Annotated in this window: 10 protein-coding genes and 1 pseudogene; 1 reads left to right on the forward strand and 10 read right to left on the reverse strand. The window is 65.2% G+C overall.

Annotation, left to right across the window (positions count from 1 at the left end; genetic code table 11):
• Window positions 1-37: 37 nt before the first annotated feature.
• The 4 genes from tuf to rpsL form a co-directional block, all read right to left on the reverse strand.
• The gene (gene tuf, locus ACSQ76_RS17120; RefSeq protein ID WP_437157519.1) at window positions 38-1213 is read right to left on the reverse strand and encodes an elongation factor Tu; all 1176 of its coding nucleotides are present in this window, start codon (window positions 1211-1213) and stop codon (window positions 38-40) included.
• Between the two features lie 89 nt (window positions 1214-1302).
• The gene (fusA, locus tag ACSQ76_RS17125; protein WP_306130861.1) at window positions 1303-3426 is read right to left on the reverse strand and encodes an elongation factor G; all 2124 of its coding nucleotides are present in this window, start codon (window positions 3424-3426) and stop codon (window positions 1303-1305) included.
• A gap of 20 nt (window positions 3427-3446) precedes the next feature.
• On the reverse strand, window positions 3447-3917 hold the full coding sequence (gene rpsG, locus ACSQ76_RS17130) for a 30S ribosomal protein S7 (protein ID WP_057796812.1): 471 nt from the start codon (window positions 3915-3917) through the stop codon (window positions 3447-3449).
• Window positions 3918-3929: 12 nt separating this feature from the next.
• Window positions 3930-4301, reverse strand: coding sequence for a 30S ribosomal protein S12 (rpsL, locus tag ACSQ76_RS17135; RefSeq protein ID WP_103762132.1), 372 nt, complete (start codon window positions 4299-4301; stop codon window positions 3930-3932).
• A gap of 457 nt (window positions 4302-4758) precedes the next feature.
• Between rpsL and ACSQ76_RS17140 the strand changes: the two genes are divergently transcribed.
• Window positions 4759-5586, forward strand: a complete 828-nt coding sequence (locus ACSQ76_RS17140) for a glycosyltransferase (protein ID WP_437157520.1) — start codon at window positions 4759-4761, stop codon at window positions 5584-5586.
• Here the strand turns inward: ACSQ76_RS17140 and ACSQ76_RS17145 are convergent.
• From ACSQ76_RS17145 to ACSQ76_RS17170, 6 genes and pseudogenes are all read right to left on the reverse strand, one after another.
• Window positions 5519-6421, reverse strand: coding sequence for a DMT family transporter (locus tag ACSQ76_RS17145; protein WP_306130859.1), 903 nt, complete (start codon window positions 6419-6421; stop codon window positions 5519-5521). The genes ACSQ76_RS17140 and ACSQ76_RS17145 overlap by 68 nt on opposite strands.
• A gap of 47 nt (window positions 6422-6468) precedes the next feature.
• Window positions 6469-6702: a hypothetical protein gene (locus ACSQ76_RS17150; RefSeq protein WP_437157521.1), complete on the reverse strand. Its 234-nt coding sequence runs from the start codon at window positions 6700-6702 to the stop codon at window positions 6469-6471.
• 190 nt (window positions 6703-6892) lie between these two features.
• Window positions 6893-7629 (reverse strand): annotated as a pseudogene (locus ACSQ76_RS17155) (inositol monophosphatase family protein).
• 40 nt (window positions 7630-7669) lie between these two features.
• On the reverse strand, window positions 7670-9013 hold the full coding sequence (locus tag ACSQ76_RS17160; RefSeq protein ID WP_437157522.1) for a TldD/PmbA family protein: 1344 nt from the start codon (window positions 9011-9013) through the stop codon (window positions 7670-7672).
• A 111-nt stretch (window positions 9014-9124) separates the two neighbouring features.
• Window positions 9125-10648: a hypothetical protein gene (locus ACSQ76_RS17165; protein WP_437157523.1), complete on the reverse strand. Its 1524-nt coding sequence runs from the start codon at window positions 10646-10648 to the stop codon at window positions 9125-9127.
• A 4-nt stretch (window positions 10649-10652) separates the two neighbouring features.
• Complete coding sequence (locus tag ACSQ76_RS17170) at window positions 10653-12173, reverse strand: DUF2125 domain-containing protein (protein WP_437157524.1); 1521 nt, start codon at window positions 12171-12173, stop codon at window positions 10653-10655.
• Window positions 12174-12244 lie beyond the last annotated feature (71 nt).

Raw genomic sequence — 12244 nt, forward strand, 5'->3', positions numbered from 1 at the left:
GTCCCGGATCACATCCGGGACAACGCCGTGCCTCAAATCACTCGAGGATCTTCGACACCACGCCGGCACCGACGGTGCGGCCGCCTTCGCGGATGGCGAAGCGCAGGCCGTCTTCCATCGCGATCGGCGCGATCAGCTCGACCTCGAACTTCAGGTTGTCGCCCGGCATCACCATCTCGGTGCCCGAGGGAAGCGTCACCGTGCCCGTCACGTCCGTCGTGCGGAAGTAGAACTGCGGACGGTAGTTGGCGAAGAACGGCGTGTGGCGGCCACCCTCTTCCTTGGTCAGGATATACGCCTCGGCCTCGAACTTGGTGTGCGGGTTCACCGAGCCGGGCTTGCACAGCACCTGGCCGCGCTCCACGCCGTCACGCTCGATACCGCGCAGCAGCAGACCGACGTTGTCGCCGGCCTCGCCCTGGTCCAGAAGCTTGCGGAACATCTCGACGCCCGTGCAGGTCGTCTTCTTGTTCTTGTTCAGGCCCACGATCTCCATCTCTTCGCCGACCTTGATCAGGCCACGCTCGATCCGGCCGGTGGCAACCGTGCCGCGGCCAGAGATCGAGAACACGTCCTCGACCGGCATCAGGAACGGCTGGTCCACGGCGCGCTCGGGCGTCGGGATGTACTCGTCCACGGCCGCCATCAGCTCGCGGATCTTCTCTTCGCCGATCTCGGGGTTGTTGCCTTCCATCGCCGCCAGCGCCGAGCCCGCGATGATCGGAATGTCGTCGCCGGGGAAGTCGTACGAGCTCAGCAGCTCGCGGATCTCCATTTCCACCAGCTCCAGCAGTTCCTCGTCATCGACCTGGTCGACCTTGTTCATGAACACCACCAGCGCGGGCACGCCGACCTGGCGCGCCAGCAGGATGTGCTCGCGGGTCTGCGGCATCGGGCCGTCGGCGGCGTTCACCACCAGGATCGCGCCGTCCATCTGCGCCGCACCGGTGATCATGTTCTTGACATAGTCGGCGTGGCCGGGGCAGTCGACATGCGCATAGTGCCGCGCGTCGGTCTCGTATTCCACGTGCGCCGTCGAGATCGTGATCCCGCGCGCTTTCTCTTCCGGCGCACCGTCGATCTGGTCATACGCGCGGAAATCGCCGAAATACTTCGTGATCGCCGCCGTCAGCGTCGTCTTGCCGTGGTCAACGTGACCAACGGTCCCGATGTTCACGTGCGGTTTCGAACGGTCAAACTTTTCCTTTGCCATGGGTTTGGCTCCTCTTTTTCTTGTCGGACGGTGGGGTAAAACCCCACCCTACGGTGATGGGTAGGGCGGGGTTCGCCCCGCCACCCGGGTTATGCGTATTTCGCCTGGATCTCTTCCGAGATGTTCGACGGCACAGGCTCGTAATGCGAGAACTGCATGGTGAACTGGGCGCGGCCCGACGACATCGAACGCAGCGTGTTGATGTAGCCGAACATGTTGGCCAGCGGCACGTTCGCGGCGATCGCGATGGCGTTGCCGCGGGGCTCCTGGCCCGACACCTGGCCCCGACGCGAGGTCAGGTCGCCGATCACGTTGCCGGTATACTCTTCCGGCGAGATCACTTCGACCTTCATCACCGGCTCCAGCAGTTTCGCGCCGGCCTTGCGCAGACCTTCGCGCATGCCCATCCGTGCCGCGATCTCGAACGCCATGACCGAGGAGTCCACGTCGTGGAACTTGCCGTCGATCAGTGCGACCTTGAAGTCGATCACCGGGAAGCCGGCCAGCGGGCCGCTGTCCATCACGCTCTCGATGCCCTTCTCGACGCCGGGGATGTATTCCTTCGGCACGGCACCACCGACGATGCGGCTCTCGAACGAATAGCCTTCGCCCGGCTCGGTCGGCGAGATGATCAGCTTCACTTCGGCGAACTGACCCGAACCACCCGACTGTTTCTTGTGGGTGTAGGTGTGTTCGATCTCGTGGCTGATGGTCTCGCGATAGGCCACCTGCGGCGCGCCGATGTTGGCTTCGACCTTGAACTCGCGCTTCAGACGGTCGACCAGGATGTCGAGGTGCAACTCGCCCATGCCCTTCATGATGGTCTGACCGCTCTCGATGTCGGTTTCGACGCGGAAGGACGGGTCTTCGGCGGCCAGACGGGCCAGGCCCTGGCTCATCTTCTCCTGGTCGTTCTTGGTCTTGGGCTCGACCGCGATCTCGATCACCGGATCGGGGAAGGTCATGGTTTCCAGAACCACCTGCTCTTTCGGATCGCACAGCGTGTCACCCGTGGTGGTGTCCTTCAGACCGGCCAGCGCGATGATGTCGCCGGCGAATGCCTCTTCGATCTCTTCGCGGTTGTTCGAGTGCATCATCATCATACGGCCGATGCGCTCTTTCTTGCCCTTGGTCGAGTTCTGGACCGTGTCGCCCTTGTTCAGCACGCCCGAGTAGATGCGCGTGAAGGTCAGCGAACCGACGAACGGGTCGTTCATGATCTTGAACGCCAGGCCCGAGAACGGCATGGAATCGTCGGCACGGCGGGCGATGTTGCGGGTCTCGGTCTCGTCATCCGGGGCAAAGCCCATGTAATCGACCACGTCGAGCGGGCTCGGCAGATAATCGACCACGGCATTCAGCAGCGGCTGCACACCCTTGTTCTTGAACGCGGAGCCGCCCAGAACCGGAACGAAGCTCAGCGACAGCGTGCCCTTGCGGATCAGCTTCCGCAGGGTCGGCACATCGGGCTCGTTGCCTTCCAGGTATTCCATCATCGCGTCGTCGTCCATTTCGACGGCGTTCTCGATCAGCTTGCCGCGCCATTCGTCGGCCTGGTCCTTGAGGCTGTCGCGGATCGGCTGACGGGTCCAGGACGCGCCCAGGTCTTCACCTTTCCAGGTCCACTCTTCCATGGTGACCAGGTCGATGATGCCTTCCAGCTCGTTCTCGGCACCGATCGGCATGGCGATCGGAACGGCCTTCGCGCCGGTGCGGCTTTCGATCATCTCGACACAGTTGAAGAAGTCGGCACCGATCTTGTCCATCTTGTTGACGAAGACGATGCGCGGCACCTTGTAGCGGTCGGCCTGGCGCCAGACGGTCTCGGTCTGGGGTTCGACACCCGCGTTGGCATCCAGCACGCAGATGGCACCGTCAAGCACGGCCAGCGAACGCTCGACCTCGATGGTGAAGTCGACGTGGCCGGGCGTGTCGATGATGTTCATCCGGAACTTGGTGTCGTCGGTGCCCTCTTTCGTCGGATCTTCCTGCCACTGCCAGAAGGTGGTGGTGGCCGCCGACGTGATGGTGATCCCGCGTTCCTGCTCCTGCTCCATCCAGTCCATGGTGGCCGCACCATCGTGCACCTCGCCGATGTTGTGGGATTTGCCGGTGTAGAACAGGATCCGTTCCGAGCAGGTGGTCTTGCCTGCGTCGATATGGGCCATGATGCCGAAGTTGCGGTAGCGTTCGAGCGGATAATCGCGTGCCATGATGTAATGCCTCTAGAGGTTTACCAGCGGTAATGGCTGAAGGCTTTGTTCGCCTCGGCCATCTTGTGGGTGTCTTCACGTTTCTTGACGGCGGTCCCGCGCGAGTTCACGGCGTCCAGAAGCTCGCCTGCAAGGCGCTCTTCCATCGTGTTCTCGTTGCGGCCACGGCAGGCGGTGATCAGCCAGCGGATCGCCAGCGCCTCGCGGCGCTCGGGGCGAACCTCGACCGGAACCTGGTAGGTGGCACCACCGACACGGCGCGAGCGGACCTCGACCGATGGTTTGATGTTGTCCAGCGCTTCGTGGAAGATTTCCACAGGCGCGCGCTTGACCTTGTCTTCGACGCGATCCAGCGCGTTGTAGACGATTTTCTCCGCGACCGACTTCTTGCCGTCGATCATCAGGTTGTTCATGAACTTGGTCAGAACCCGGTCGCCATACTTGGCGTCGGGCAGGATTTCACGTTTTTCAGCGGCGTGACGACGAGACATCTGAAATTCCTCTTACTTGGGACGCTTGGCGCCGTATTTCGAACGGCGCTGCTTGCGGTCCTTGACGCCTTGGGTATCCAGGACACCGCGCAGGATGTGGTAACGCACACCGGGAAGGTCTTTCACACGGCCGCCACGGATCAGGACCACCGAGTGTTCCTGCAGGTTGTGGCTTTCGCCGGGGATATAGCTGATGACCTCGAAGCCATTGGTCAGGCGCACCTTGGCAACCTTCCGCATGGCCGAGTTCGGCTTCTTGGGCGTGGTGGTGTAGACGCGCGTGCAAACGCCGCGCTTCTGCGGGCACCCTTGCAGGTGCATCGACTTCTGGCTTCTTGTTTTCGGCTGCCGCGGCTTGCGGATCAGCTGTTGGATCGTTGGCATAGGGTCTCTTTCCCGTCTCTCAACACATGTGTTTGCACCGGGTCACCCCCGCGCGGTTTCAGTTCGTTTCGCACATCACGCGTCCGCAATGCGCAAATACCGCAATCGTTTCCATTCCGAGGTAAACGACGCGGCGGGTTCCCAGAGGATCGGGGCGCTCAAACGGCCCGGATCTTGTCCACTAGAATTTTGAGTTCGACACTCGGGGCGGCCCCCACGGTCGAGATGAGCGGCGTATAGGGGGAGTCGTCGCAGGTGTCAACACTCCCATCCGCCCGAGATTGCAAAGCGGCAAACCCCGGCAAATTCGCCGCGACGCGCGGCATTGCGCCCCGTCAGGCCGCCGCCGGACCGCACTACCGCCCGGCAACCGTCCGGGCACCCCCCGGTTTCCCGCTTGCCCGCCTGACGCGCATTTGCAACCATGCGCAAACACGTCTCGAAGGTCCCCCGCCCCATGCGCGCTATCGGAATCTGCCGGTTTTCCTATCCCGCCCTGGGCGGCTTCAAGCGGATGCACGACACGGTCGAGGAGCGCGAGGCCTATCTCTATGCGCCCGAGCGGATGGACCTGCGGTTCCGCCATTTCGAGACCCTCACCCTGCCCTCCATCGCCGCGCAGAAGGACAAGCGTTTCACCTTCCTCGTGCTCACCGGCGAACGGATGCCCAAACCCTACTGGGACCGGCTCAACGACATCTGCGCACCTGTCGAACAGATCTCCATCGTCACCGCCGAACCGATGAAGCACCGCACCGCGATGCAGCTCGCCATTCAGCGCGAACTGGCCAAGGGCAAGGATGAGGAATCCCTCCAGTTCCGGCTCGACGACGACGACGCGGTCGGCACCAATTTCATCCGCGGCATTCGGCGCACTGCGCGGCTTGCAGGCAAGCTGCGCGACGGCTGGCAGAACATGGTGATCGAATATTCCCGCGGCTATTCGGTCAAGCTCACACCCGAGGGCATCCTCGCGCAGGAGATCCAGGGCCAGTTCCTGGCCTGTGGCCTGGCCGTGCTGTTCCGTCCCGGCGACCCCAGGACTGTCATGAACTACGGCCATCACAAGCTGCATCACACCATGCCCACCCTGATCGAGCCCGAAACCGCGATGTACCTGCGGGCACTCCATGACGACAACGACAGCCACGCCCGGATCAGCACCAAGGGCCTCGCGCCCCTGACCGACGATCAGCGCGCCTTTTTCAAGGATCGCTTCAATGTCGACGAGGCGGCTGTGCAAGCGGCCTTTTCCGTCCCAGCCGCGTCTCGCGGTAGAGCGTGAACAGCCCGCTGCCCACCACGATCGCCGCGCCGATCAATGTCAACGTCTCCGGCCACTCGCCAAAGGCCACGAACCCCAGCAGCATCGCCCATAACAGGCCGGTATAGCGAAAAGGCGCGACAAAGCTGATTTCGCCCACCCGCATCACCATGATCGAGAACAGATAGCCGCCGATGATCAGCAAAGAAGCGGCGCCTACCAACCCGATTTCGCGCCCGCCCATCGGCGCCCACGGCACGCCCAGGCTCAGCAGACCGAAGATCGTCATCGTCGCGACGGATGTAAGCAAGGTGACAAAAATCGACGGCGTCTCCTTCGACAGCCGCCGCGTCGACAGATCGCGGACGGTCACGCACCCCACCGCCAGCAGGGCATAGACCGCGTAAAAGTTGAAGTCCGCCGTCCCCGGCCGCACGATCAGCAGCACCCCCGCGAACCCTACCAGGATCGCCAGCATCCGCCGCCAGCCCACCGGCTCGCGCAAAAACAGCGCGGCGGCCAGCGTGATGGTCAGCGGCAGCGCCTGAAGGATCGCAGTGACGTTGGCCAGCGGCATGTTGAAAAGCGCGGTCAGAAAGAAATAGGCCGCGCCCACCTCCGCGCCCGTCCGCGCGGCCATCAGACCCCAGTCGCGGCGCGGCAGCCTTGCCCGCAGCGCGCCCATCCGCCATGCCACCAACGCCACCAGAGCGCTTGTCAGAAGCCCGCGCAGCAGCAGCAACTGAAACAGCGGCACGTCCCCCGCCATCGCCTTCATGGCGGTGTCGTTGAAGGTGAAGCACGCCATCGACGCCATCATCAGCAGCGCGCCGGTCAGGTTGTCCGAACGGGTCATGCCCCGGCTCTAGACCGGCGCCGCACCCGGTACAAGCGCCAAGCGTATCAGTCCGCCAGCATCAGGATCATCGCCACGTTCGGCACCACCGCCACGAAGGTGACAAGAGCGTAGTGCGACGCCGTCACGCCCTTGCCCAGCCGGGTCTCTTTCCGCGTGGCCCCTTCAAGTCTGTAGGCCATGGCCATCACCGCGTACCCGCTGGCCTCCCGCCTGCGCCGCTCCGTCCGCAGCTCGGCCATGCTGCGCTCGAAGATCTCCCTGCCGCAGGTATTCCACACTGCGCGCGTCCTGTTCCACCGTCTGCCCGTCCATATCCCGTCTCCCTTCTGGAAACGGTTATCTAGGCGGTGCTGCGCGCGCCTCTACCGCCACGGACAAGACGCGCCAATCTGGCGCTCGAATGCGTGTTTCATCGTTCCGTAAATACTCGAACAAACCAATCCTGCGCGGCGCAGCCGCACAATCGGATCAGATCGCAGCCCCGGGCGCCAGCGCCTCCAGCAACGCGCCATGCACCGCCGCGTTCGCGGCCACGACCCCGTCGAGCTTCGGCATGGGGTTGTTGAACCTCAGCGGCTGCCCTTCCCGGTCCGACGTCACGGCACCGGCCTCGCGCAGGATCAGATCGCCCGCCGCGATGTCCCACTCCCACGCCCCGCGCAGGGTCATCATCGCGTCGAACCGCCCCTCGGCCACCAGCGCCAGCCGATAGGCCAGCGACGGACGAAACCCCGATCCATTGCGGGCGGCTGACCCGCGCGCCAGTGCCGCGTATCGAAATTCGGTTTCGCCGCCAACATGCTGCTGCCGTCCAGCGCCCCGGCATCGCTGACTTTCAGGCGTTTGCCGTTCAGCGTCGCCCCCTGCCCGGCGGCAGCGGCATACATCATGTCCCGCATCGGCAAATAGACGACGCCCGCCACCACCTCGCCCCGCTCGACCACCGCCAGCGCGTGCGCCCAGGTCCGCGTGCCCTCGATGAAACTGCGCGTGCCGTCGATCGGGTCGATAATGAACACCCGCTCGCGCGACAGCCGCTCGGGCGTATCGGCGCTTTCCTCCGACAGCCAGCCATACTCGGGCCGGGCGCCACGCAACTGCTCGGCCAGCACCTCGTTCACCGCCAGATCGGCCTCGGTCACCGGCCCGGCCCCGCCCGGCTTGTCCCAGACCCGCGCCTCGGGCCCGGTATAGCGGCAGGCCACTTCGCCCGCCGCCCGCGCCGCCGAAATCAGAAGATCCAGCTCAACTGCCGGCAAGGGTCAGCCCTTCGACCAGCAGCGATGGCACGACGCGCGACTTCCAGGGGCGCGCGTCATTGGCCGGGACGATCCCGCGCAGCATCTCCGGCAGACTGCCCGCGATGGTGCATTCGTTCACCGGAAACGCGATCTCGCCCTTCTCGATCCAGAACCCCGACGCCCCGCGCGAATAATCGCCCGTGTTGGGGTTGATCGTCGAGCCGATCATCGACGTGACCAACAGGCCCGTGCCCATTTCCGCCATCAGCTCTTCGCGGCTCTTGTCGCCCTGCGTCAGCGTCACGTTGGTCGACAGCGGCGACGGTACCGAAGAGGGCGCCCTCCGTGCATGGCCGGTCGAGGGCAGGCCCAGCTTGCGCCCCGTCGACAGGTCCAGGATCCAGGATTTCAGCACGCCGTCCTGCACCAGCGCCCGTCTTGCCACCGGCAACCCTTCGGCATCGAAAGGCTGCGAGCCAAGCGCGCGCGGGCGCAGCGGATCGTCGATCAGCGACAGCGCGTCCGGCAGCACCGGCGCGTCCATCCGGTTCATCAGCCAGGATGCCCCGCGCGACACCGCGCCACCGTTGATCGCCGCCAGAAGATGCCCGATCAGGCTTGCGGCCACGCGCTCGTCGTAAAGAACGGGATAGGACCCGGTATAAGGCTTCTTGGCATCCAGCATCGCCGCGGCCCGCTCGCCCGCCCGCGTCCCGATCTCCTCGGGCGTGCGCAGGTCTTCGGCAAACACGCGCGTATCGGCGTCATAGTCGCGCTGCATCCCCGTGCCCTGCCCCGCGATCGCCACGGCGCTCAGGCTGCGGGCGCTGCTGGTAAATCCGCCCGAGAACCCGTTCGAGCCGGCCATGTGCATCTGCTCGACCTGGTGATCGGCAGCCGCCTGCACCTGGGTCACTCCATCAACGCCCATCGCCGCCGCCTCCAGCGCGAGTGCGGCCTCCTGCATGTCGGGCGCCGCCGGTTCGGCGCCGGGATCGTGCAGTTCCAGCGCCGCGGCGTCCCAGTCCCGCGCCAGCTGCTCGGGCGCCGCCAGCCCGGCGAACGGATCTTCGGGCGCTTCCCGCGCCATGGCAACGGCCCGCTCCGCCAGCATTGCCAGCGTTTCGTCGCGCGTGTCCGACGCCCCGACACAGGCTTGCCGCTGTCCCACGAACACCCGCAACCCGATCTCGACGCTTTCCGACCGCTCGGCCTGTTCCAGCGTCCCGCCCCGGACGTTGATGCTCTGCGACCGCCGCTCGACAGCCACCGCATCCGCCGCCTCTGCGCCGGCCTTGCGGGCGGCAGACAGCAGCGCTTCGGTCAGGGTTTCCGGGGTCACGGACATGAAAGTCTCCTGGTTGCGCCGCCCCGATCGGGCATCTTGGCGGCATGAGGGATAGGGTCGAGGACCGATCTACTGCGCCGCCGGAACGGGCGCAAGCCATGCAGGGCGCGGTCAGCGCAGTCGCTGCCCGTTCACCGTGACCTGACCGTCAGGGCCGATCTCGACCTCGGCGCGCACTGCGTCGGTCTCGCCCTCCACCGGCGCGGTGAACATGCCCATCATCATCCTGGCCGACATCGCGTCCTCGGCCGTCAGAACACCGACAGCGATCAGCCGGTCAAGCAGGTCCTGCGCGCCAACCAACTCGAAACGGGCGTCTCGCTTGGCCGCCGGGAACCCGTCGAGCATGCGCGGGGCAGCATGATCGAATTCCACCGCGCCTCTTCCGGTCAGTTCCGCATCCCAGAACCGGGCCTCCAACGCCTTGAGGTCCAGCGTTTCTATCGAAACCGGCAGGGCGCCGTAAAACGACCGCCCCAGCGCCGCCAGGTCAAAGACCGTCTCCAAAAGTATCGCCTTGCCGCCCAGGTCGACCTTCAGGTCCGCCGCCTGCCGCGCCAGGCCGTCGGCCACGAAAAACTGTGCCCAGGTGTCCTCGGACAGTGTCAAGCCGTCCAGTTCGAAGCGCAGCGCGTAATCCTGCGGCTCGACCTTGCGCAGGACCGGCATCGCCAGGTCCAGCAGAACCCGCGCCGCCTCCAGGTCCACGTCGAGGCCCAGCGCCTTGTCCGTCAATTGCATCACGGCCCCGTCCGAGCCCGAGACGACACGAGCCCCCTCGCCCGCCAGCGTGAAAAGCGCGGTGATGTTCACCCACCTGGTCTCGCCCGTGGCAATCAAATCGCCGGCGACCCATTCCTCGTCCTCATCCAGCCCCGCCGCCGCCACGGCTTCGTGCCTGAGCATCATGCCCGCCTCTGCAAGCTCCGGCAGACGGTCGAGCGAGGGTCCATCCCGCGGCAGGCGCAATTCGGTCAGGCTCTCGACTTCGTCGCGCTTCAGCGTACCGGCCAGACCCTGCGGGGTGGTCCCGTCACCATAGCCATAGTCGATCACCACCTGTCCGGCCTCGCCCCGGCGCGTGAAATGCAGCCAGCCATCGGCGATCCGGCTGGTCTGCGTGATGTCGAAACGGGACTGCACGTATCGGTATTCCGCCGGAAAGGGCCGGCCGCGAAACCCGTACTCGGTCATGTCGATCTCGAAACGCGCCCCGCTCCAGCGCGTCTCGACGCCGTCGCCGGCCTCGCGCATCCGCACGCGGACATCCTCCATCCGCCAGGCCAACGCGCCGGACGCGGCAAAACCCGGTCCTCCGTCGCCTGTCGGGGACAGGCTGAAAGGCATGGTGTCGGACGCGGGCAACTGCACCTCGACCTCCCCGGCGTCGGGCACGAAACGCGGGCCCGGCAGTTGCAGATTCATCTTCAGTGGAAGCCCCGGAAACCGCATCGTCAGAAAGATCGGCCCCACCGCAAGCGCATCGCCCTCGGGCACGGCTTCGGCCTCCCACTCAAGGCCAAGCGCCTCGAACTGTGCCGTCCAGACGCCCCATGCCTCGTCGGGTGTCAGCTCGGCAGATGCGGCCTGCGGCGCGCACAGCACCGCAGCCGCCAATGCCAGCCGTCGTCTCATCGGCTCACCGCAAGCGCTGGCCGTTGGCCAACACCTGGCCATCCTCGGTCACCTCGATGGTCGAGGTGATCACGTCCTCGCCCTCGCCGGGTGCGCCGAACATCCCCAGCATCATGCGGGTTCCCATCGCCTGCTCCTCGGGGACCAGCCCCATGGCGACCAGCGTATCGATCAGGCCGTTGGCCCCGCTGACCCGCAAGTCCACGCTGCCGCTCGGGGCAGGCATACCCGGGAAAGTCTCGTAATCCTCGTTGTCGATCTCGAAGGCACCGCTGCCGGTAAGCTCCGCGCCCACGGCGCGCACCACCAGCTCGTTCAAACGCAGGCTTTCGATCCGGCCCAGCGTCTCCTCGGCCGGCGGGACTTCCATCATCCGCATGATATCCAGCGGATCGCGGCTCAGCGCGGCCTCGCCCGACAGGTCAAGAACCACCGTCATCGGGTCGCGCGGCAGTTGTTCCTGCCCATCGAACAGCGCCCAGATCGCCTCGTCCAGCGACACCTCTTCCAACGTCATGCGCACCTCCACCGGAACCGCGCCATCGGTCTCGGTCAATGGCGCGGTGACCCGGCCCTCGCTGCGTGCAATCTCGCCCGCAATCGGAAACGGCAGGTCCGGCGGCATCAGGAACTCGAACGCGAAATCGGTATAGACACCACTCATCGACAGGCCATCCTCGCCCAGCGAGATGTCGTTGCTGTCCATGGTATAGGCGGTGGCCTGGCGCATCTCCGTGTCCTCGACCTTTGTCACCGTCGTGCCATCCACCCGCATGCCTCCGGTCCTGGCCACAAGCATCAGCCCGGCCCGCAGCGCATCATCCAGGTTCAAAAGGTCGATCTGGCCCGCCGGGATCGCCATTTCCAACTCCGACGTACCACCGGTCATTTTTTGCGTCCCGCTCGACACCGCGCCTTCCGGATCGCTGAATTTCGTGTCGAACGTCATGGTGTCCGAGGTCGTGGACATGGACACCTTCACGATATCGCCCTCGGTGATCTCGTACCGGCTGGTGCCGGTCAACGTGCCTTGCACCGACACGTCCAGCACGCCTTCGTCCGGCACGGTGAAATCGGTCAGGGCGAACCGCGCATTCTCGAACGCGCCCTCGTAACTCACCTGCCCCGGCGTTCCGGTGGCGATGGTCGGTGTGTCAAAGCCCTCGTAGGTCAGCGTTGCCGACATCACCTCGCCCTCGTCAGGCAAAGTAAAGGTGACCTCGGCCGTCATCCCTTCGGAATAGCTCAGCGCGACGCTGCCGTCGCCCTGCTCGGTCAGCGTGAACCCGTTCGAGCTCAGCCGCGCCTCGCCCGCGTCCATCGGCAGGGCATAGGTCATGACCATGCTCTCAACCCGCAGGCTGTCGCCCTCGCGCACCGGCTCGGCGGTGACGTCAAAGCCAAGGGCACGGGCCGGGGCCATCATGTTGGTCAGCACGTCCTCGGCCGTCACATCGGCCAGCGCCGCCACCGGCATCACGGCAGAGGCGCTCAAAATCACGGGAAACACGCGGAAATTCGTCATTAGGCTTACCTCTCGTCAGCACTCGAAAACCGTCAAAAGCACGAGGGGCCGGATCGTCCGGCCCCCTAGGA

Origin of the sequence: Roseovarius sp. B08, from assembly GCF_051417955.1 — a bacterium.
Lineage (GTDB): Bacteria > Pseudomonadota > Alphaproteobacteria > Rhodobacterales > Rhodobacteraceae > Roseovarius.